Source organism: Streptomyces sp. MMG1533 (genome assembly GCF_001279775.1).
GTDB lineage: Bacteria > Actinomycetota > Actinomycetes > Streptomycetales > Streptomycetaceae > Streptomyces.
The window spans coordinates 55079-76463 of sequence record NZ_LGDG01000217.1 but is presented as its reverse complement, the minus strand read 5'-3'; the positions used below and the strand labels follow the sequence as shown (position 1 = coordinate 76463).

Genomic DNA, 21385 nt, shown 5'->3' with positions numbered 1-21385 from the left:
CGGGCGGCGATACTGGGCGTATGAAGCTCAGCCGCCCCGTCTCCTGGTTCCTGCTCGCCTTCGGGGTGTGGAGCTGGGTCATCTGGGTCACTTTCGTCAAAAACCTGGTCAAGGACAGCAGCGGGCTCGCGTTCGACGACGGTCACCCGACGGCGTACTTCTGGGTGCACCTGGTGCTCGCCGTCGTCTCCTTCGTATTGGGGACGGTCGTCGGGGGCATCGGGTTGCGCGGCGTGCGCGCATTGCGCCGCACGTCATAACCGACAGGCCTGACAGCCCACAACGGGGGACACGAGACCGTGGTCATACTCTTCGCACTGCTCGTCCTGGCCGTCCTGGTGACGGCCAACTGGTACCTGTGGAGACGCCTGTTCCGCGACACCACCCGGGCGTCCGGCCCGGTGCGGCGCGCGGGTGCGGTACTGATCGCGGGCGGTTGGGTGCTCACGATCGGGGCCGTCGTCGCCGAACGCGCCGGCGCGCCCTTCTGGCTCCAGCGCGTCCTGGCCTGGCCGGGCTTCCTGTGGATGGCTCTGTCGATCTACCTGCTGCTGGCCGTGGTGGCGGGTGAGGTCGTACGACCGCTGCTACGACGGTTCCTGGAACGGCGGGCGGGGGCCGAGAGGGCCGTACGGCAGCCCGAGCCGGAGCCGGAGCCGGTCCCGGCGGGCACGGGACCCCTGCCGGAGCCCGATCCCGAACCGGAGCCGGACCCCGAGCCCGCGGCCATCCCGGCATCCCTCCCCTCCCGCCGCCTCTTCGTCTCCCGAGTCGTCGCGGGCACCGCCGCCGCGGCCGCCCTCGGAACCGTCGGGTACGGCACGTACGGCGTCCTGCGCGGCCCCAGGGTCAAGAGGGTCACCGTCCCGCTGGCCAAGCTCCCGCGCGCGGCGCACGGTTACCGGATCGCGGTGGTCAGTGACATCCACCTGAGTCCGGTGCTCGGCCGCGGTTTCGCCCAGAAGGTCGTCGACACGATCAACGGCACCCAGCCCGACCTGATCGCCGTCGTGGGCGACCTGGTCGACGGCAGCGTGAAGGACCTGGGCCCGGCCGCGGCGCCCCTGGCCCAACTGCGGGCGCGCCACGGGGCGTTCTTCGTCACCGGCAACCACGAGTACTTCTCCGGTGCCGAGCAGTGGGTCGAGGAGGTACGACGGCTCGGCCTGCGCCCGCTGGAGAACGCCCGTACCGAACTGGCCCACTTCGACCTCGCCGGCGTCAACGACGTGGCGGGCCAGAGCGAGGGCCAGGGCCCCGACTTCGCCAAGGCGCTCGGCGACCGCGACACGGCACGCGCGTGCGTGCTGCTCGCCCACCAGCCGGTCCAGATCCACGACGCCGTCGAGCACGGCGTGGACCTCCAGCTCTCGGGCCACACCCACGGCGGCCAGCTCTGGCCGGGCAACTTCATCGCCTCGGCCGCGAACCCGACCCTCGCCGGCCTGGAGCGCTACGGCGACACGCAGCTCTACGTCAGCCGGGGCGCGGGCGCCTGGGGCCCGCCGACCCGGGTAGGGGCCGAATCGGACATCACGGTGATCGAACTGGCCTCGAAGCAGGCCTGATCGCCTGCCGGTACCACCCGTACGCCCGGCCGCGGTGGCCCGCCGGGCATGCTGTGAGGGACCTGTGAAACATGGCAGAAACCCCTTGCGGCAATGTCTTTCCCAACTCCCCAAATCCCTCTTCCCCCTGCTGAAACACCTGTGGTTGGGTGATCCGCGCCGCTAGGGAGTGGCGTATGCGCTGCGGCCCAAGGGGCCTGGGGAGGCAAACCGATGCGGTCGGTTCGCACGCGGATACTCGCGATGCTGCTGGTGCTGGCGGCCGTCGGAGTGGGCGCCTGGCAGTTGCTGCCGTCGCAGGACGACGACAGGACCATCACGGTCGGTACGACCGACGCCGTCACGTCGCTCGACCCGGCCGGCGCCTATGACGCCGGTTCCTGGGCCCTGTTCAGCAACGTCTTCCAGTCACTGCTGACCTTCGAGCCGGGCGGCGCCAGACCCGTGCCGGACGCGGCCAAGAGCTGCGAGTTCGTCGGCAGCGGCCTGCGCACCTACCGTTGCGAACTGCGCGAGGGCCTCACCTTCCCGAGTGGTCGCGAGATGACCGCCGAGGACGTGAAGTACTCGTTCGACCGGGTCAAGAAGATCAACTCCGCGGTCGGTCCCGCGTCCCTGCTGAGCACCCTTCGCTCGGTCGGCGCGAAGGGCCTCACCGTCACCTTCCGGCTGTCCTCGGCCGACGCCACCTTCCCGTTCAAGGTGGCCACCGGAGCCGGCTCGATCGTCGACCGCACCAAGTACCCGGCGGACGGCCTGCGCACCGGCACCGGCGCCGACGGCACCGGACCGTACGACCTGACGACGTATACGAAGGACAAGAAGGCCGTCCTCGCGCCCTACGAGCGCTACAAGGGCGCCCTCAAGAACACCGGACGGCCCGTCGAACTCCGCTACTACGGCGACGCCGACAAGCTCGACGCCGCCTGGAAGGCGAAGCAGATCGACGTCGCCACCCGGCAGCTGCCGCCCGAGGTCCTCGCCGGGCTGAACGCCAGCGACCCCGACCAGCGTGTGTCCGTGGCCGACAGCTCCGAGACCCGCAACCTGTACCTCAACACCCGCTCCGGCTCGCCGCTGCACGACACCGCGGTCCGGCGGGCCATGGCCTGGCTGATCGACCGCGACAGACTGGCCGCCACGGTGTACGACGGGACCGTCGACCCGCTCTACTCGCTGATCCCTACGGGCATCACCGGCCACACGACGTCGTTCTTCGACCTCTACCCCAAGCTGGACACGGACAAGGCGAAGCAACTGCTCACCGAGGCCGGCGTGACCCTGCCGGTCCGCTTCACCTACGGCTACGCCAAGGGCCGCGGTGCCGCCGCGGAGGAGGCCGCGGAACTCAAGCGGCAGCTGGAGGCGGGCGGCCTGTTCAAGGTGACCGTCAAGGGCTACGAGTGGACCGACTTCCAGGAGCGCTGGACGTCGGGGAAACTCGACGCGTACGCCGTCGGCTGGGTGGCCGACTACCCCGACCCGGACACCTTCGGATCCCCGCTCGTCGGCACCGACGCCACCATGAACACCGGCTACAGCAGCAAGGCCGTCGACCGGCTGATTCAGGAGAGCCAGCAGTACGCCGACCGCACCGAGGCCGCCGAGGACTTCCACGAGCTCCAGCAGACCGTCGCCCGCGATGTCCCGGTCATCCCGCTGTGGCAGGCCAAGGAGTACGTCGTCAGCAGCGAGGCCGTCGGCGGCGGCCAGTACCTCTCGGACGGCACCGGAGTCTTCCGCCTCTGGCGTCTCACCTGGATCTGACGGCTCTGAAGGCCGGACCCGGCGGATCCGACGCGATCTCGCGGCGGTGCCCTTCGGCCTGGAGCAGGACAGGGGGTTACGACCGTACGGCCGCCCCCGCCGGCAGCGTGACCGTCACCGCCAGCCCCTCGCCCGGCGCCGTCCGTACCGTCACCTCACCGCCGTGGGCGTGCACCACCCCCTGCACGATCGCCATGCCGAGCCCGCTGCCCGCACCCCCGCCGGAGCGGAAGAAGCGGTCGAAGACGCGCGCCGCGTCCTGAGGGCCGAGCCCCGGCCCCTTGTCCGCGACACACAGCCGGACGATCCCGTCCGCGCGCTCCACGCCGAGCCGCACCGGCGCGTCGGCGGGCGTGTGCGTGCGCACGTTGCCCACCAGGTTGCCGAGCACCTGGCGCAGCCCGGACTCGTCGGCGTGCACCAGCAGGGAGCCGTCGGCGTCGACCGTGAGGGGCCGCTGCGGCTGCTGCACGCGCAGATCCTCGGCGGCATCCCGGACGAGGCGGGTGATGTCGACGTTCCGGAAGCGGAGTTCGGGCTGCTGGTCGAGGCGGGCGAGGGTGAGCAGCTCGTCGACGAGACGGCCCATGCGGTCGACCTCGCCGTTCATCCGGTCCCAGGCCCGCCTGCGTTCACCCGGGTCGGTGAGCATGCCCTTGTCGTACAGCTGGAGATAGCCGCGTATCGCAGACAGCGGGGTGCGCAGCTCGTGCGAGGCGTCGCCGACGAAGCGGCGCAGCTGGGCCGCGCTGCGCTCGCGCGTGCGGTACGCCGACTCCACCTGGTGGAGCATGGAGTTGAGGGCGACACGGAGCTGTTCGACCTCCAGGGTGGCCTCGCTGCTGGAGGGGACACGCCGGGTCAGGTCGCCCTCGGCGATCGCCGACGAGGTCTCCACCATGTCCTCCAGCGGCCGCATCCGGCGGCGGACGCTGAACATCGTGAGACAGGCCAGCAGCGCGAGCAGCAGGGTACCGATGGCGAGGTCCAGCTTGATGGCCTTGGCGACGCCCTTGTGCAGGCCGTCGGTGGAGGTGGCGAGCAGGATGTACGTCCCGTCGGACAGCCGGGTCGCCGAGGCACGGTAGGCGGCGCCCTGCACGTGGATGTCGTGCGGTTCGGGGTTCTCGATCAGTGTGCGCGGGTCGTCGACCGCCTCGGCGAAGGCGTGCTGGGCCTCGGTCGGCTCGAAGCCGAGGAGGCCGACGGGCTTGCCCCGGCTGTCGACGGCGGCGAAGAGCGAGTCCGGTCGTGGCTGGTCCTCCGACTGCTGGACGAGCCGGTCGCGCACGAAACCCAGCATGCTCAGCGAGTCGATCTCCCGCAGGGTGAGCTGCGAACCACCGAGTGAGTCACGGGTCTTGGTGAGCTCCGAGTCGATCTGGTCGAGCAGGTAGTACCGCATGCCCATCACGCTCACGGCGGTCGCCGCGACGATGCCGAGGGCGAGCAGCGCCACGTTCGCCAGCGTCAGCTTGCCGCGCAGCGAGTGGATGCCGCGCTTGCATCCAGGTCGCGGGACGCGCTTGAGGGGCTGCGGGAGGACCCTCATGCCAGCCCGTATCCCACACCCCGCCGGGTGGTGATCACCGGTGGTCCCAGAGCGTCGAGCTTGCGCCGCAGATAGCTGATGTAGGTCTCGACGACGGTCGACTCGGGCGGGGTGTGCTCGTACTGCCAGACATGGCGCAGGAGTTGCTCCTTGGGCACGATCCGGCCGCCGTTGCGCACCAGGAAGCGCAGCAGGGCGTACTCGGTGGGGGTGAGCTCGACGGAGCGGCCCGCGCGGTGCACCGAGTACGTGGTCTCGTCCAGCTCCAGGTCGCCGTACCGCAGTGGCGGCCGCTGTGGCAGGACGTCGGTCGGGCGGGTGCGGCGCAGTACCGCCGTGATCCTTGCGACGACCTCGTCGATGTTGAACGGCTTGGTGATGTAGTCGTCGCCGAAGCCCAGCGCGCCGACCACCTCGGCGGGCGAGTCGCGGGCGGTGAGGAAGACGAGCGCCAGGTCGGGCCGTCGCTCGCGCAGTTGGCGCCCCAGGGCCCGCCCGTCCCCGTCCGGCAGCATGACGTCGAGCAGCGCGGCGTCGGGCCTGGTGCGCTCGACGAGCGTGAGCGCCTCGCGGACGGTGCCCGCCGTCATCACCTCGAACCGGTGGTAGCGCAGCGCGATGGCGAGGACGTCCGCGATGCTCTCCTCGTCCTCCACGACCAGCACGGTGCCTGCAGCCGTCGTCATGCTCCCCAGTATCGGCGCGAGCACTGACAGTCGGGCCGGTTCCCGCTTTGGAGTTCCTTGAGAGTCACGCCCGTTGCATGTCCACGCATGCGTGCCGCCGCCAATTCTGTTGCCCGGACCTGGGGGACCAACCGGACGACGAGGGGGTTTTGAGCGTGGCGACATTGGCACGCTGGTGCTACCGGCACCGGCTGGTGGTCCTGCTGCTGTGGGTGGGTGCGCTGTTCGGCCTGGGCGCGGCGAGTTCGAGCGCGGGCACGAACTACGCGGAGGTCTTCTCCCTGCCCGACACGGATTCCAAGCAGGCGTACGACCTGATGGAGAAGGCCTTCCCGGAGCGCGCGGGCGACACCGACACGGTGGTGTGGAAGGTCGAGGAGGGAACGGTGCGGGACGAGAGCGTACGGTCCCGGATCGAGCCCGCGCTGAAGGAGATCGGCGCGATGAAGGGGGTCGGCGAGGTCACCGACCCGTACGGGGCGCAGGGAGCCGCCCAGATCAGCAAGGACGGGCGGATCGCCTACGCCCAGGTGACCTTCGCCGCGCAGGCGGACGCCGTACCCAAGGACCTGGTCCAGAACGTCGTCGACACCGCGCAGGACGCGGGCGGCGACGGCCTCCAGGTCGAGCTGGGCGGCCAGGCCATCACCCGTGTGCAGGAGCCGCCCACCGGCACCGCCGAGATCGTCGGCGTCCTCGCTGCGGCCGTCGTGCTGTTCTGGGCCTTCGGCTCGGTGTTCGCGATGCTGCTGCCCATCCTGGTGGCCCTGTTCGGCGTGGGCACCGGCCTGTTCTCCACGCAGCTGATCAGCCACGTCACCAACGTGCCCGAACTGGCCTCCCTGCTCTCCACGTTGATCGGCCTCGGCGTCGGCATCGACTACGCCCTCTTCATCGTCACCCGGCACCGGCGCGGCATCCAACGCGGCCTGGACCCCGAGGAGGCGGCGGTCTCCGCCCTCAACACCTCGGGGCGGGCGGTGCTGTTCGCGGGCGGCACGGTGTGCATCGCACTCGCCGGGATGCTGGTGACGAACCTGCGCTTCCTGGACGGCGTGGTCATCGGCACCTCGCTCACCGTCGTCCTGAGTGTGCTCGCGGCCGTCACCCTGCTGCCCGCGCTGCTCGGCCTCCTGGGCCACCGCGTGCTCAGCCGCCGTCAGCGGCGCCGGCTGGCCGCCCAGGGCCCCGAGGTGGAGCGCGCGAGCGGCCTCGCGGCCCGCTGGTCGGCCACCGTCGAGCGCCGCCCACGCTCGGTCGCCGCCCTGGCCGTCGTCCTGATGGCCGTCCTCGCCCTGCCCCTGCTGTCCCTGCGCCTGGGCACCGTCGACCAGGGCAACGACGACGCGTCGACGACGACCAAGAAGGCGTACGACCTCCTCGCCGACGGCTTCGGCCCCGGCTTCAACGGGCCGCTCCAGGTGGTCGTGAACGGCGACTCGGGGGACAGCCTGGTCGCGACGATCAGGGAGACGGACGGTGTGGCCCAAGCGGTCTCGGTGCCCCCCGCGAACGGCGTCACGGTCATCCAGGTCGTGCCCACCACCTCACCGCAGGCAGAGGAGACCGACCGCCTAATCGACACGCTGCGCGACGAGGTGATCCCGGAGGCGGGCGTCCAGGCCCACGTCGGCGGTGTGACGGCCGTGTCGAAGGACTTCGCGTCGGTGACGGCCGACCGGCTGCCGTACTTCATCGCGACGATCATCGGCCTCGGCTTCGTCCTGCTGCTGATCGCCTTCCGCTCCGTCGTGGTCCCCCTGACGGCCGCGCTGATGAACCTGATCGCGGCGGCCGCCTCCTTCGGCGTCCTGGTCGCGATCTTCCAGTGGGGCTGGGGGCTGGACCTGCTGGGCCTCGGCCAGGAGGGCCCGATCGCGGCCTTCCTGCCGATCATCATGCTGTCCCTGCTCTTCGGCCTCTCCATGGACTACCAGGTGTTCCTGGTCAGCCGGATGCACGAGGAGTGGGTGCACACGAAGGACAACGCGCGAGCGGTGCGGGTGGGGCTGGCGGAGACCAGCCGCGTCATCAATTCCGCGGCTCTGATCATGGTGTGCGTCTTCATGGCGTTCGTGCTGAGCGGCGACTACGGGGCGGCGATGGCGGGCGTGGGTCTCGCGGCCGCGGTCGCCCTGGACGCGTTCATCCTGCGTACGGCCCTGGTGCCGGCCGCGATGCATCTGCTCGGCAGCGCCAACTGGTGGCTGCCGGCCTGGCTGGAGAAGCGGCTGCCGCATCTGGCGGTGGAGCCGAAGGAGGAGGCGGCTTCTTCGCAGGCGCCTGCCGCGGAGGGCCCTGCCTCGGTCGTCCACGGCTTCGTCCGTACGGCGGACGGCGAGCCGGTCCCGGAGGCGGCGGTGACGCTGCTGTCGGCGGGCGGACGTCAGCTGGACCGGGTGACGTCCCTCGCGGACGGCTCGTACATCGTGTCGGTGCCGGGTCCGGGGACGTATCTGCTGTCGACGACGGCTCCGTCGTACGGGTCGCGGGCGCGGCACGTGGTGGTCGGGGACGGGCCGCTGGTGTGTGACGTGGAGCTGGCAGAAGGGGAGGTGGACGCGGTCAATTAGCCTTCAGCTGGCCGGCCTTGAGGATTTCGTCCACGTCGAGGCTGACCTTGGCTCCGATCGACTCGGGCAGGGCGACGATCTCGCCGGGGGCGTGGACACGGTGGTTGGCGTACGTGTTCCCGGCGGGTTCGGTAAGGACGTGGAGTCGCTGGTGCTCGCGGTCGACGATGACGTAGACGGGGATCTTCGCCTGGGCGTATGCGGTGACCTTGCCGCGGAGATCGTTCTGGTAGTTGCTGGAAGTGACCTCCAAGACGAGACGGAAGGCGATCGGGTCGTAGCAGTTGTTCTCGACGAGGTGGTCCTCGAAACCGGCGTCCACGACAATGAGGTCGGGGATCGCGAAGTCTTCGGCGCCGGCAGGGAGCCAGAGTCCAAGGCCCTCGAGGATTTCCGTTTCACCGCCATCCAGCCCCGCTGCAACGAAGGGGCGCCTCAGCCTGGACAGCGCGCGAGCATGAGCACCGTTGGGGGGCGGGGACACGATGATCAGGCCTCCGATGATCTCGACGCGGTACCCCGGAAGGCGGTCCATGATCCGGTTCGCCTCCGCGATCAGCGGACGGTCGCCGTGGGGCCGCTCGACGGATGCTGCGGACATCACGTGCCTCCTGTGGGCTGGTGTCGAGAGAATCATCGTAGGCAGGCCGGATACCAGGTGTCCCGTTCGAGCCCGCTCACCCGATCGTGGATCACTCCGCCCGCCCCTTCCCCGCCCCCGGATCCGGCATCATCTTCGTCATCCCCGGCAGGAAGTCCGTGAACAGCTCGTGCACCTCCCGCACCAGCGGTCGCAGCACCCGGAACCGGGCCAGTGACACGCCCCGCGCGGTGAGCCGCGCCCCCCGCTCGGCCAGCCGATAACTCCGCTCGCGGCCCTCCGTGCGGTCGAAGATCCAATACAGGACGAGCCCCATCTGGGAGAGCCACATCAACTCGGGCAGGATGTCCCGCAGTTCCTCCGGCACCTTGGTCTTCGTCCCGGCGAGCACCTGGCGGTGGACGCTGATGGCCTCCACGCGCGCGTGCTCCGACTCGGGGGAGAAGGGGCTGAGCGGGCTGTCCGGATCGGCGGCGTTCTTGAAGAACTGCACCGCGAACTCGTGGTACGGGGTCGCGATGTCCAGCCACACCCTCAGGACGCCGGCGAGCCGCGCCTCCAGGTCGGTCTCCCGGGCCAGGACCTCCCGGACCGCCACCTGGTGTTCGGCGGCGATCCGGTCGTAGAAGCCCTGGATCAGGTGCTCCTTGCCCTCGAAGTAGTAGTACGCGTTGCCCACGGAGACCCCGGCCTCCTTGGCGATGGCCCGCATGGTCGTCTTGTCGTAGCCGCGCTCCTGGAACAGCCGCATCGCCGTCTCCAGGATGAGCGCGCGGGTCTGCTCGGACTTGCTCGGGTTACCGCCCTCTTCGGGGCCGTCGTTGTTCGCAGGCACGGAACGAGAGCCTAACGAGTGGCGCAGGTGCCGCCGTCGCAGGCCGGTGGGCTGTACGTCCATCCCTGGGCGGGGTCGTACGCCCACCCGTCCGCGCGGCGGTACACCTGCCCGCCCCACCGGCCCCCGTCCACTGCCTGACCGCCCCACTGACCCCCGACGGCCTGCTGCCCTCCCCACTGCGCCCCGACCGCCCGCTGCCCGTCCCAGTGCGCCCCGCGCCACTTGGCCGCGGCGAGCACCGCGCCCTTGGCGAGCCTCGCCCCGGACGGCGTGCTCAGGCGGTGCGCGAGCGGCCGGTGCGCGCGCAGGGCCCACAGGGTGACGATCCAGGCGGCGGCGTCGCGGTAGACCTGCCCCGCGTCGCCGACGACGGTGACCTCGTCGAGCGTGGCCCGGTGGTCGAGCCCGGGAAACCGCCGCCGGGCCTCCTCCGACCCGGCGGGAACCAGCTCCAGCGGCACCAGCTGCGGCTGTCGTACGAGCCAGTCGCGCAGGAAGGTGCACAGGGAGCACTCGGCGTCGTACAGGAGGGTGAGCCGGCGGACCGGGACACGCTCGGTGTCCCGGCCCGCGGCGGATGTCACGGTGCTCACGCCCGCACCCAGTCCTGCGGCGCGACGGGCGGCACCTGCTCCTGCTCCATGACGCTCCGCCGCCGGATCCGGTTGAGCACGTACACGTTGCCCAGGTGCATGACGCCGAGCACCAGCAGCACCACGCCCAGCTTGGTCGACAGGGCCTCGAAGATCCCGCGGGTGTCCTCGATGGTCTCGTCGCCGCTCAGGTAGAGCGCGACGAAACCCAGGTTGACGAGGTAGAAGCCGACCACCAGGAGGTGGTTGACGGCGTCGGCGAGGCTCTCGTTCCCGCGCAGCACGTCGGCGAGGAAGATGCGCCCGTTGCGGCTGAGCGTGCGGGCCACCCAGACGGTCAGCCCGATGCTGACCAGCAGGTAGATGACGTAGGCGATGACGGTGCGGTCCATGCCCCACCCCTTCTTGAACGCGTTCAAAACGCTGACGGGAGAGACTCTAGTCCCGTATTTGAACGTGTTCAACTCGCTTTCGGGGCAGGGGGCATGGGATCTGCGTCACGCCCTCCGTGCGAGCTCCGGCCGCTTGCCGTAATCCGTGAACCCGATGACGTTCCCCCAGGGGTCGGCGACCTCGACGGTCCAGCCGGTGGCCACGGAGAAGGGCTCGTCGAGCGGGGCGATGCCGGCGGCGGCCAGTTCTCTCGCGGCGCGGCGCGCGTCCGGCACCTCCAGCCACACGCGCGGAGCGGGCCAGGGAGGCGGTCGATGCCCGAACCCCTCCTCCTCCCTGAGCAGGATTCCGGGTGTCTCGCCCCCGACCTTGAGCAACGCGATCCCGCCCTCGTCGAACCGGAACCCCACCGTGAAACCGGCGCGCTCGTAGAACCCGACCGCCTCGGCGAGGTCTCCGACGGGCAGGAGGAGGTTGTCGAAACCGAGCAGTTCGTACGACTCGTCATCTGACATGCCATCAGATTAGGTGCGGGGGCACGGCTTACCGGGCGGGCTGACCGCGGGGTCACTCATTGGGCCGAGGAGCGGCCCGTTCCGCCGCTACGCTGAAGCGTCGTCACAGCTGCGGCACAGGGGGCGTGGATGGTTCCAGGGGTTGAGGTCTTCTTCGCAGAGGTGCGTGCGACCTGTGCAGACGTCGCGGAGAGGCTGGGGCTCCAGGGGCCGGGCGAGCGGGAGTCGGACCTGCCCCTCGCCGTCGCGACCTACAGCGGCTCCGGCGTGAAGTACGAGGTCGTCCTGGGACTGTGGGACGGCTACATCGAGATCCACGCGTGCCGCGAGACGGAATCCACCCTCTGCAAGGTGAGCGTCGAGAAGCTGGCCGTCGCCGCGGGCGCCGTCGAGAAACCCGGCGGTGTCTCGTTCGGCGCCCGCAGCCTCCGGCAGATGAAGAAGTCCCTGACCGGCCAGCTCCGTTACGTCGAGCTCGTGCATCCCCTGGTGACCGGCGACGCCAAGGCCGCGGTGGAGCTGATGCGCCGGGCGGACGCGCGGGAGTGGAGCAGGCCGGCCGGGAGATGAGGTCGGCTCGGGGCCGTTGTCAGTGGTGCCTCGTACTGTCGGCGGCATGGGAATCGTGACGTTCGTCGACGAGACGACAAGCGGGAGCCGCAGCGACGGCTGGGGGCTGGAGATCGCCGAGGAGCGGCTCACCGTGCGGGAGTTGATCCGGCGCCGGGTGTTCCAGGAGGTCGCCGAGTACAACGCGCGTACGCCGGGGGTGTTCCAGGGACTGGTGCAGCCCGAGGACACCGAGCGGGTGCTGAACGGGTACGCGCTGCGGACGCCGCGGCGGATAGATCCGCAGACCCAGACCGAGCTGGCGCTGAAGGCCTTCGCGGGCAACGGCTTCCTCGTGCTGGTGGGGGACCGCCAGGTCACGGACCCGGACGAGGAGATCGAGCCGGCGCTCGGCACCGAGGTCACGTTCCTGAAGCTCGTGCCGCTGGTGGGTGGCTGATGCACAGTCCTCGAGCGCGACTGCTGCGCAAGCACATCGCCGCCTCAGACATGGACCGGGTCGCCGACGAGGCGCTGAAGGCGCTGGTCGACAGCCAGGGCTACTGGACCGGAGGCTGGGAGGAGGTGCTCCGCGAACTGCGGGAGCTGCCCGCCGAGCGGCGCCGCGAGCTGGTGCACGCGGTGGCCGAGCGCTTCCCGTTGGTCGGTGGCGAGACGGAGAACCGGTGCAACGCCCTGACGTTGTACGCCCTCGCCGCCGACGGCCTGGAGGACGATCCCCTGGCGGCCGAGCGTCGCAAGGCCCTCGACGACCTGGGCCGGCAGTACTCGATCTGGTCCGCGACCCTCTTCCACATCCTCGCCGAGGCGGAGTCGGCCGCGGGCCGTGCGCTGTCCCCGGCCGTCGTGGCCGTCGTCCGCCGTTCGGCCCAGGACAGATACTGCTTGGACGAACTGGTCTCACTGGCGAAGAAGCTGACCGAGCCCGTCCTCAATGTCGGGGAGGCATGGGCCGAGCAGGCCATGCGGGACACCGCCGATGCCGACTGGCAGGCGCTTCTCGCCCATGCGGCCACCGCCACCGCGTCCAAACCCACGGCCAGGTGGGACAAGCGGGCCGCCGTCCTCGTCGACGCCCTCGGCCCCGACCGCGTCCGCGAGACCGTGCTGCCTTGGCTGGCGCTCGTGGGCCGCCCGCGCACCCTCCCGCTGGATCTCCGGGCCTACGAGGCGAACCTCAACAACGCCTACGACCCCTACAACGCCACCGCCCTGCGCGGCCTGGCGTGGCTGCTCTCCGTCCTGCCTCCGCACCCCGACACGCCCCGCGCCCTCGGCGCCCTCGTCGAGACCTCACTGAAGAAGGTCGCAGGCCTCGGCCCGCGCAACCCCAAGGTCGCCAACGCCGGCGTGATCGCGCTCGCCCGCATCGACAGCGAACCCGCCCTCGCCGAACTCGCCCGCCTGGCCACCCGGGTGACGTACAAGAACACCGCCAAGCTCCTCGACTCGGCCCTGGAGGCTCGGGCCGTCGCGCTGGGCCTCAGCCGCGAGGAGATCGAGGAACTGGCCGTACCGACCTACGGCCTCACCGAGGTCGGCCGCGCGGAGTACCGGCTGGGAGAGGCGACCGCCCTGCTCGAAGTCCACGGCACCAAGGCCCTGTTGATGTGGCGCAACGCCACCGGCAAGCCGGTCAGGACCGCGCCCGCGTCCGTCCGGCGCGACCACGCCGACGAGCTCAAGGACCTCAAGGCCGCGGCCAAGGACGTCGACAAGATGCTCTCGGCCCAGGCCGAGCGCCTGGACCGCCAGTTCCTGGCCCGCCGCACCTGGCCGTACGACGCCTGGCGCGAGCGCTGCCTCGACCACCCGCTGGTCGGCACCCTGGCCCGCCGCCTGCTCTGGACGGTCGACGGCACGACGGTCGGATACGCCGAGGGTGAGCTGCGCACCCTCACCGACGACCCCGTCCGCGAGGGCCGCGAGGTCCGGCTCTGGCACCCCGTCGGGCACGAGCCCGCCGAGATCGTCGCCTGGCGCGACTGGCTGGAACGCCACGAGCTCACCCAGCCGTTCAAACAGGCCCACCGCGAGGTGTACCTGCTCACGGACGCCGAGCGCACGACAGGCACCTACTCGAACCGCTTCGCGGCCCACTTCCTCCGCCAGCACCAGTTCCACTCCCTGGCGGCGGTCCGGGGCTGGCGCAACAAGCTCCGCCTGTGCGTCGACGACGAGGCGCCGCCGGCCACCCGCGAGCTGCCGCAGTGGGGCCTGCGCGCCGAGTACTGGATCGAGGGCCACGGCGAGGAGTACGGCGTCGACACCACCGACTCCGGCAGCTACCTCCGTCTGCGCACCGACCAGGTCCGCTTCTACCCGATCGACGCGCCGGAGAACTCCGCGCACTGCTACGGCGGCGAGTACCGCATGTGGCTGCGCGACGGCGCCGACCCGGTCGACCCGCTGCCCCTGGACTCGATCCCGCCCCTGGTCCTCTCCGAAGTCCTGCGCGACGTGGACCTCTTCGTCGGCGTGTCCAGCGTCGGAAACGACCCCACCTGGCAGGACGGCGGCCCTGACGGCCGCTTCCGCGAGTACTGGACGTCGTACGGCTTCGGCGAACTCAACCAGAGCGCGGAGACCCGCCGCCTCCTCCTCGACCGCCTGATTCCCCGCCTCGCGATAGCCGACCGCTGCACCCTGGAGGGCCGCTTCCTCCACGTGAAGGGCGAACGCCACACCTACAAGATCCACCTCGGCTCGGGCAACATCCTGATGACCCCGGACGACCGTTACCTGTGCATCGTCCCGAAGTCCAACGGGAGTGCTCCGCAGGCGGGTTACCTGCCGTACGAGGGGGACCGGATGCTGGCGGTGATCCTCAGCAAGGCGATGATGCTGGCGGACGACACGAAGATCACGGACCCGACGATCCGCAGTCAACTGTGAAGGGCCGGCCGGCCGTGAGGGACCGGCTCACATGTTGCTCAGCGACCGCGCATAGTTGATCTGCCCCATGACCGCGGGGAAGGTGTGCGGACCGAGGGCCGGGATCATCGTCGAGTGGTGCCGCCCCGCGCTCGTCACGGTGATCTGGATATAGCCGACGGTCCTCTTCTCCTTCATCAGGAGGAACAACAGGCCGAGGAGGCAGAACACGAAGAAGAGGATGGCCAGCACGATGGCGTGCGGCGGAATCTTCTCCTCGGTGTGCGACATGTCGGTGGCGTTCCACACCGCGCCGCGCAGCGGGAGCGAGCCGCCCGGCGTGACGATCTGGTCGCCCATCACCGTGATGTCCCCGATGGCCAGCACCGGTGCACCCCCCACGGGAACCGGTGCACCGCCCATGGGCACCGGGGCCGCCGGCTGCTGGGGGAAGCCGTACGCGGGCGCGGGGTTGGGATACCCGTAGCCAGGCGTCGTGGGAGGCAGGGCGGGCGGTTGCCCGGGGCCCCACTGGCCGGCTCCGGTCTGGTACGGATTCGGCTCGGTCATGCTGTGATCCCCCGTTTTCCAGCTGTACCTGATCAGGCTCTGTTGCCGAGGGGCCGCTGCTCCCGCGATGGGAGGAACGGCCCCTCGTACTCTCTCAGACGTCCCGCTGCCTCAGCGGTGTCTTGTCAGAACCTGCGCGTGATCAGCGCCCTCTTCACTTCCTGGATCGCCTTCGTGACCTCGATGCCACGCGGGCAGGCATCCGTGCAGTTGAAGGTGGTCCGGCAACGCCAGACACCGTCACGGTCGTTCAGGATCTCCAGCCGCTGCTCGGCCGCCTCGTCGCGCGAGTCGAAGATGAAGCGGTGGGCGTTGACGATGGCGGCCGGGCCGAAGTACTGGCCGTCGTTCCAGAAGACCGGGCAGGACGACGTGCAGGCGGCGCAGAGGATGCACTTCGTCGTGTCGTCGAAGCGTTCGCGGTCCTCGGCCGTCTGGAGGCGTTCCCGGGTCGGCTCGTTCGTGTCCTTCGTGATGAGGAAGGGCATCACGTCGCGGTACGCCTGGAAGAACGGGTCCATGTCGACCACGAGGTCCTTCAGCACCGTCAGGCCCTTTATGGCCTCGACCGTGATCGGCTTCTCGGGGTTGAGGTCCTTGATCAGGGTCTTGCAGGCGAGGCGGTTCTTGCCGTTGATGCGCATCGCGTCCGAGCCGCAGATGCCGTGGGCGCAGGAGCGGCGGAAGGTCAGGGTGCCGTCCTGGTCCCACTTGATCTTGTGGAGGGCGTCGAGGACGCGCTCCTTCGGGTCGATCTCCAGCTGGAAGTCTTCCCAGGTGGCCTCGGCCGAGACCTCGGAGTTGAAGCGGCGGATGCGGAAGGTGGCCGTGATGTACGGGGAGTCGGCGAAGCCGGGCTCGGGCGTGCCGGCCGCGTCCGCCTTGTCCAGGGTCGGGGTTGCCATCAGTACTTACGCTCCATCGGCTGGTAGCGGGTCTGGACGACCGGCTTGTAGTCGAGACGGATGGACTCGGTGCCGTCGTCGCCCACCTCGCGGTACGCCATGGTGTGGCGCATGAAGTTGACGTCGTCGCGGTTCGGGTAGTCCTCGCGGTAGTGACCGCCGCGGGACTCCTTGCGGGCCAGCGCGGACACCGCCATGACCTCGGCCAGGTCGAGCAGGTTGCCCAGCTCGATGGCCTCCAGGAGGTCGGTGTTGAACCGCTTGCCCTTGTCCTGGATCGAGACGTTCAGGTAGCGCTCGCGGAGCTCCGCGATCTTCTCGACCGCCGTCTTGATGGTCTGCTCGGTGCGGAACACCATGACGTTCGCGTCCATGGTCTCCTGCAGCTCGCGGCGCAGGACCGAGACCCGCTCGGTGCCGGTGGCACTGCGCAGGCGCTCCACCTGCGCGACCACGAGCTCCGCCGGGTCCTCGGGCAGCTCGACGTAGTCCGCCTTCTGCGAGTACTCCGCCGCCGCGATGCCCGCCCGCTTGCCGAAGACGTTGATGTCCAGCAGCGAGTTGGTGCCGAGGCGGTTCGCGCCGTGGACGGACACGCACGCGACCTCGCCGGCCGCGTACAGGCCCGGGACGACCGTCGTGTTGTCCGCCAGGACCTCACCCTCGACGTTCGTCGGGATGCCGCCCATCGCGTAGTGCGCGGTGGGCTGGATCGGGATCGGGTCCGTGTACGGCTCGATGCCCAGGTAGGTGCGCGCGAACTCGGTGATGTCCGGGAGCTTGGCGTCCAGCTGCTCCGGGGGAAGGTGCGTCAGGTCCAGGTAGACGTGGTCGCCTTCCGGCCCACAGCCGCGGCCTTCCCGGATTTCCGTGTAGATGGACCGCGATACGACGTCACGCGACGCCAGGTCCTTCATCACCGGCGCGTACTTCTCCATGAAGCGCTCGCCGTCCTTGTTGCGGAGGATGCCGCCCTCACCACGGGCGCCCTCCGTCAGCAGGATGCCCATGCGCCAGATGCCGGTCGGGTGGAACTGGAAGAACTCCATGTCCTCCAGCGGCAGGCCCCGGCGGTAGACCGCCGCCTGACCGTCGCCCGTCAGCGTGTGCGCGTTCGACGTCACCTTGAAGAACTTGCCGCAGCCGCCGGACGCGTAGATCACGGCCTTCGCCTGGAAGACGTGGATCTCGCCGGTGGCCAGCTCGTACGCGACCACACCCGCGGACCGCTTGACACCATCCACCTCGGTGATCAGCTGGTCCAGGACGTAGAACTCGTTGAAGAACTCCACGCCCTCCTTGACGCAGTTCTGGTACAGCGTCTGGAGGATCATGTGACCCGTGCGGTCGGCCGCGTAGCAGGAGCGGCGGACCGGGGCCTCGCCGTGGTTGCGGCTGTGCCCGCCGAAGCGGCGCTGGTCGATGGTGCCGTTCGGGGTGCGGTTGAACGGCAGGCCCATCTTCTCCAGGTCGAGGACGGAGTCGATGGCCTCCTTCGCCAGGATCTCGGCGGCGTCCTGGTCGACCAGGTAGTCACCGCCCTTGACCGTGTCGAAGGTGTGCCACTCCCAGTTGTCCTCCTCCACGTTGGCGAGCGCGGCGGCCATGCCGCCCTGCGCGGCGCCCGTGTGGGAGCGGGTGGGGTAGAGCTTGGTCAGCACGGCGGTGCGGCTGCGCTTGGTCGACTCGATGGCGGCGCGCATACCTGCGCCACCGGCGCCGACGATGACGGTGTCGTACTTGTGGATCTTCATGAGTGGTTGCCTCAGCCCCGTGCCTAGCGGATGTTCGGGTCGAAGGTGAAGATCACCAGCGTGCCCAGCAGGATGGTGAACACCGTGGCGGTGTAGAGCAGGCCCTTGAGCCACAGCCGGGTGTTCGCGCGCTCCGCGTAGTCGTTGATGACCGTGCGCAGGCCGTTGGCGCCGTGCAGCATCGCGAGCCACAGCATCAGCAGGTCCCAGACCTGCCAGAACGGGGACGCCCAGCGGCCCGCCACGAAGGCGAAGCCGATCTTGGAGACGCCGCCGTCCAGCACCAGCTGGATCAGCAGGTGGCCGATGACCAGGACGACCAGGACGATGCCCGACAGGCGCATGAACAGCCACGCGGCCATCTCGAAGTTGCCCCGAGTGGACTTGGGGGTCTTCTTGGTGCGCTGGCGGGGGGCCTCGATGAGGGGGGCCGGGTTGTCGACGCTGTAGAGGGACTCGCCCTCGACAGGGCCGATACCGGACGCGGCGGTTTCGGTGGTGGACATATGCGCGTCAGCTCCCGAACAGTTCACGGTAGGCGTGGCCGAGGACGGGGTAGATCGCCCCGAGCATCAGCACGACCCACACGCCAACGACGGTCCAGAGCATCTGCTTCTGGTAGCGCGGGCCCTTCGACCAGAAGTCGACGGCGATGACGCGCAGGCCGTTGAGTGCGTGGAAGAGGATGGCGGCGACGAGGCCGTACTCCAGGCACGCGACGAGCGGGGTCTTGTAGGTGGCTACGACGTTGTCGTAGTCCTCGGGGGAGACACGGACGAGCGCGGTGTCCAGCACGTGAACGAACAGGAAGAAGAAGATGAGGACGCCGGTGACTCGATGAGCCACCCAGGACCACATTCCTTCCCGGCCGCGGTACAGCGTTCCAGCCGGCACGGAAGAACCCTCCGGGAGCGGGGATTGGGGCCGCGCCGGCTTCTGTGTCGGACGGGCCCGGCCGGGTACGGTCCACCGGCCCCCAGCATCGTAGCGATGCGTTGCCGCTGAGCTGAGCCGGGGCCTGCTGGTGTGATCAAAGTGGCACGCGTATGGGTGAGGGTCAGCAGGTTCTGGGGTGGGGTGTCCTGTTATGTGCCGGGTGCGGCGCCGTTGTGGCTGGTCGCGCCCCGGGGCGGAGCCGCTGTGTCAGGGCCCCGCGCCCCTCAGGTGACTCACCAATCGCCCTCTTGCCAGGCGGCGGAGTTCCTCTGCCGTCACCACCCGTTCCTCTTCCGGATCGTTTGTCAATCGTGACCGGATGGCTGCCAGGAGCTGATCGGCGGCCTCTGAAGGAGGGACCCTGTCCAGGCAGATGACGAACTGGTGTCCGAACCGGGCCTCGTACGCCGCGTGTGCCGCCGCCAGCGCCATGTGTGCGGCCCCGTACGTGTCGTCCGGCAGCACCGGCAGCGTCTCGCCGGCCAGCGCCTCCGCCAGGTCGCCCGGTGTCAGGTCGTACGCCGCCTCGTCCGACGCGGCGAGGAGGGAGTCCAGGTTCGGGTAGGGGCGGTGGGCGGCGATGCGTGTGGCCCAGCGGTGGCTGTGGAGGCAGCTGAGGAGCGTGTGGCGGATCTCGTCGGCGGGGACGGTGTTGAAGTGCTCCAGTGGGGCACTCGGGCCGGGTGTGTCCCGGGTCCGCTCGGGCGGCGACGAAGGCGGCGACGGTATGGCCACTTGGCCAGGGAGGTGTGTGGGCGTCACGTGGGTTTCGGCAGAGGATGATGTGAGAGATGTGGCGTCACGTTATCGAGAGCGGACATGACGTGTCCGACGGATGCCCGAATTTCATCCGAACGGGAGAGTTTCGGAACGTGTGGTGGACACGACTCGGCCCGTCGAGGGCCTAGGTTGGCGCCGTGAGTCAGCACAGGCGGAGTCAGCACGGGCGCCGGACGCCGGCGAAGAGCGCGTTGAAGCAGACGTGGGTGCTGATCGTCGCGGTGGTGGTCGTGACGGTCGTGGCCGGCGTGAGCCTCGGGCTGTTGGCCGCCGGCGACGGCAGTGAGCCCGCGGGGTCGGCGCAGGGGCAGCCGTCCCAGGGATCTGCCGCGGGCGAGTCGCCCGCCGGCTCGAAGACCCCGAGTCCTACACCCACCCGCTCCTACCCGCTGTCGAAGACGCCCCGCACCATCCCCGCCGTCCGCGCCCACACCCCGGCGCGCGGTCCAGGCTGGACGCCGGACAAGGGCGAGCGGGTCGTGGTCAGTGACCGGGACCTCGCCGACGAGGGGCGGCTGCTCGCCGGTGAGCTGGGGCTGACGTACGCGGGGGAGAAGGGCGACGTGCGCGCCGGGGACGTACGGCTGGCGCTCAATGACGACGAAGGCGCGGATCCGGAGTCGTACACGATGACCGTGCGCGGCGGGCGGGTGACCATCAGCGGGGCAGCGGACGCGGGCGTGTTCTACGGCACCCGCACCCTCAAGCAGGAGGTGCACGGTGGCGGCACGGCGCCGGAGGGCGTCGTGCGGGACGAGCCGGCCAAACCGGTGCGCGGGCTCATGCTGGACATCGCGCGCAAGCACTTCACGGCCGACTGGATCGAGGACCGGGTCCGGGAGCTCGGCGACCTGAAGTTCAACCAGCTGGGGCTGCACTTCTCCGACGACCAGGGGTTCCGGATCGAGTCCGACTCCCATCCGGAGGTCGTGTCGACGGAGCATCTGACGAAGGCGCAGGTCAAGCAGATCGTCGAGCTCGCGGCCAGTCGGCACATCACCGTGGTGCCCGAGATCGACTCGCCGGGGCACCTGGGCGCCGTGATCGCCGCGCACCCGGACCTTCAGCTGCGCAATGCGCAGGGCGTGCCCACCCGCGGGGCGGTCGACATCTCCGATCCGGATTCCGCCGAGATCGTCGACGACCTGCTGAACGAGTACGCAGACCTGTTCCCCGGCGGCCAGTGGCATCTCGGCGGTGACGAGTACCAGGCGCTGGTGGTGTCCGACCCCGAGGCGTCCTACCCGCAGCTCGCCACCGCCGCCAGGGAGGCCTACGGCTCCGGCGCGAGCGTCGAGGACCTCACCACGGGCTGGCTCAACGACCGCGCCGACACCGTCCGCGCCCACGACAAGAGCCCCCGCGCCTGGAACGACGGGTTCTTCGCCGGTACGTCCGTCCAGGCCGACAAGGACATCCAGGTCGCCTACTGGACGGGCAAGGAGATCGGGGCGCGGCTGCCGGTCGCGTATCTGAGCGCGGGGCGGAAGGTCGTCAACTACAACGACGAGTTCCTGTACTACGTCCTCGGGCAGCCGCTGACCTTCGTCTATCCGACCGGGCAGCGGATCTACGAGCAGTGGACGCCGCTCGTCGTGCGCGGTACGCAGGCGGTGCCGACGAAGTACGACGACCAGATCCTCGGCGGGTCCTTCGCGGTGTGGTGCGACCTGGCGAACTCGCAGACCGAGGCGCAGGTCGCGGCCGGGATCCGGATGCCGCTCAGGGCGACGGTCCAGAAGCTGTGGGACTCGGGGAAGCCGGAGCTGTCGTGGACCCAGTTCAGGTCGCTCGCCGACCGGCTCGGCTGATACACGGCTCAGGATCGGGCGGATTGTCCCGTCCGGCTGCGAACGGCCGTACGAATGTGGTGTATTCGGGCCGAGCCGTACGGAGAGCAGCCGGGGGGT

The 21385-nt window shown here is 69.9% G+C and carries 21 protein-coding genes; 8 read left to right on the top strand and 13 right to left on the bottom strand.

Annotated elements, in window-relative coordinates:
• Positions 1–20: 20 nt before the first annotated feature.
• The 3 genes from ADK57_RS23850 to ADK57_RS23840 all read left to right on the top strand — a co-directional run bounded on the left by ADK57_RS23850 (position 21) and on the right by ADK57_RS23840 (position 3335).
• The gene (locus tag ADK57_RS23850; RefSeq protein WP_053751571.1) at positions 21–260 is read left to right on the top strand and encodes an SCO4848 family membrane protein; all 240 of its coding nucleotides are present in this window, start codon (positions 21–23) and stop codon (positions 258–260) included.
• Between the two features lie 39 nt (positions 261–299).
• On the top strand, positions 300–1568 hold the full coding sequence (locus tag ADK57_RS23845; RefSeq protein WP_053751570.1) for a metallophosphoesterase: 1269 nt from the start codon (positions 300–302) through the stop codon (positions 1566–1568).
• A 213-nt stretch (positions 1569–1781) separates the two neighbouring features.
• Complete coding sequence (locus ADK57_RS23840) at positions 1782–3335, top strand: ABC transporter substrate-binding protein (protein WP_053751569.1); 1554 nt, start codon at positions 1782–1784, stop codon at positions 3333–3335.
• Between the two features lie 76 nt (positions 3336–3411).
• Here ADK57_RS23840 and ADK57_RS23835 read toward each other — a convergent pair whose 3' ends face one another.
• Together ADK57_RS23835 and ADK57_RS23830 are read right to left on the bottom strand one after the other, a co-directional pair.
• Complete coding sequence (locus ADK57_RS23835; RefSeq protein ID WP_053751568.1) at positions 3412–4887, bottom strand: sensor histidine kinase; 1476 nt, start codon at positions 4885–4887, stop codon at positions 3412–3414.
• On the bottom strand, positions 4884–5573 hold the full coding sequence (locus tag ADK57_RS23830; protein WP_053751592.1) for a response regulator transcription factor: 690 nt from the start codon (positions 5571–5573) through the stop codon (positions 4884–4886). Before ADK57_RS23830 ends, ADK57_RS23835 begins: the two co-directional genes overlap by 4 nt.
• Positions 5574–5737: 164 nt before the next feature.
• On the opposite strand from ADK57_RS23830, the gene ADK57_RS23825 reads away from it, so the two are divergent.
• On the top strand, positions 5738–8146 hold the full coding sequence (locus ADK57_RS23825; protein ID WP_053751567.1) for an MMPL family transporter: 2409 nt from the start codon (positions 5738–5740) through the stop codon (positions 8144–8146).
• On the opposite strand, the gene ADK57_RS23820 is transcribed toward ADK57_RS23825, so the two are convergent.
• From ADK57_RS23820 to ADK57_RS23800, 5 genes are all read right to left on the bottom strand, one after another.
• Positions 8139–8747 (bottom strand): Uma2 family endonuclease, encoded by a 609-nt coding sequence (locus ADK57_RS23820; protein WP_053751566.1) that lies wholly within the window; start codon positions 8745–8747, stop codon positions 8139–8141. The two genes, ADK57_RS23825 and ADK57_RS23820, sit on opposite strands and share 8 nt — an antisense overlap.
• A gap of 91 nt (positions 8748–8838) precedes the next feature.
• Complete coding sequence (locus ADK57_RS23815) at positions 8839–9582, bottom strand: TetR/AcrR family transcriptional regulator (protein WP_053751565.1); 744 nt, start codon at positions 9580–9582, stop codon at positions 8839–8841.
• A gap of 11 nt (positions 9583–9593) precedes the next feature.
• Positions 9594–10169, bottom strand: a complete 576-nt coding sequence (locus ADK57_RS23810; protein ID WP_053751591.1) for a DCC1-like thiol-disulfide oxidoreductase family protein — start codon at positions 10167–10169, stop codon at positions 9594–9596.
• A gap of 5 nt (positions 10170–10174) precedes the next feature.
• Entirely contained in the window at positions 10175–10570 is a 396-nt protein-coding gene (locus tag ADK57_RS23805) for a hypothetical protein (RefSeq protein WP_053751564.1), read from the bottom strand.
• Positions 10571–10675: 105 nt separating this feature from the next.
• The gene (locus ADK57_RS23800) at positions 10676–11086 is read right to left on the bottom strand and encodes a VOC family protein (protein WP_053751563.1); all 411 of its coding nucleotides are present in this window, start codon (positions 11084–11086) and stop codon (positions 10676–10678) included.
• A gap of 129 nt (positions 11087–11215) precedes the next feature.
• On the opposite strand from ADK57_RS23800, the gene ADK57_RS23795 reads away from it, so the two are divergent.
• Genes ADK57_RS23795 through ADK57_RS23785 form a run of 3 tightly spaced genes read left to right on the top strand, consistent with a single transcriptional unit; the run spans position 11216 to position 14551 of the window.
• Positions 11216–11656: a hypothetical protein gene (locus ADK57_RS23795; protein WP_159050133.1), complete on the top strand. Its 441-nt coding sequence runs from the start codon at positions 11216–11218 to the stop codon at positions 11654–11656.
• 46 nt (positions 11657–11702) lie between these two features.
• Positions 11703–12095 (top strand): hypothetical protein, encoded by a 393-nt coding sequence (locus ADK57_RS23790; protein ID WP_053751561.1) that lies wholly within the window; start codon positions 11703–11705, stop codon positions 12093–12095.
• The gene (locus ADK57_RS23785) at positions 12095–14551 is read left to right on the top strand and encodes a DUF4132 domain-containing protein (protein ID WP_053751560.1); all 2457 of its coding nucleotides are present in this window, start codon (positions 12095–12097) and stop codon (positions 14549–14551) included. The genes ADK57_RS23790 and ADK57_RS23785 overlap by 1 nt, the downstream gene beginning before the upstream one ends.
• A gap of 27 nt (positions 14552–14578) precedes the next feature.
• Here the strand turns inward: ADK57_RS23785 and ADK57_RS23780 are convergent, their stop codons facing one another.
• The 6 genes from ADK57_RS23780 to ADK57_RS23755 form a co-directional block, all read right to left on the bottom strand.
• Positions 14579–15100 carry a hypothetical protein gene (locus ADK57_RS23780; RefSeq protein ID WP_053751559.1) on the bottom strand — a complete coding sequence of 174 codons (522 nt, stop codon included), beginning with the start codon at positions 15098–15100 and terminating at the stop codon, positions 14579–14581.
• Between the two features lie 125 nt (positions 15101–15225).
• A complete protein-coding gene (locus tag ADK57_RS23775) occupies positions 15226–16005 on the bottom strand; it encodes a succinate dehydrogenase iron-sulfur subunit (protein ID WP_053751558.1) in 780 nt (259 codons plus the stop codon).
• Positions 16005–17759 (bottom strand): succinate dehydrogenase flavoprotein subunit, encoded by a 1755-nt coding sequence (sdhA, locus tag ADK57_RS23770; RefSeq protein ID WP_053751557.1) that lies wholly within the window; start codon positions 17757–17759, stop codon positions 16005–16007. The genes ADK57_RS23775 and sdhA overlap by 1 nt, the downstream gene beginning before the upstream one ends.
• Positions 17760–17782: 23 nt before the next feature.
• Positions 17783–18265: a succinate dehydrogenase hydrophobic membrane anchor subunit gene (locus tag ADK57_RS23765; protein WP_053751556.1), complete on the bottom strand. Its 483-nt coding sequence runs from the start codon at positions 18263–18265 to the stop codon at positions 17783–17785.
• A 7-nt stretch (positions 18266–18272) separates the two neighbouring features.
• Positions 18273–18653, bottom strand: a complete 381-nt coding sequence (gene sdhC, locus ADK57_RS23760) for a succinate dehydrogenase, cytochrome b556 subunit (RefSeq protein WP_078973299.1) — start codon at positions 18651–18653, stop codon at positions 18273–18275.
• A 249-nt stretch (positions 18654–18902) separates the two neighbouring features.
• The gene (locus ADK57_RS23755; protein ID WP_053751554.1) at positions 18903–19457 is read right to left on the bottom strand and encodes a 2-oxo-4-hydroxy-4-carboxy-5-ureidoimidazoline decarboxylase; all 555 of its coding nucleotides are present in this window, start codon (positions 19455–19457) and stop codon (positions 18903–18905) included.
• 224 nt (positions 19458–19681) lie between these two features.
• Between ADK57_RS23755 and ADK57_RS23750 the strand changes: the two genes are divergently transcribed.
• Positions 19682–21286, top strand: a complete 1605-nt coding sequence (locus ADK57_RS23750) for a beta-N-acetylhexosaminidase (RefSeq protein WP_107091631.1) — start codon at positions 19682–19684, stop codon at positions 21284–21286.
• The last annotated feature ends 99 nt before the right edge of the window (positions 21287–21385 follow it).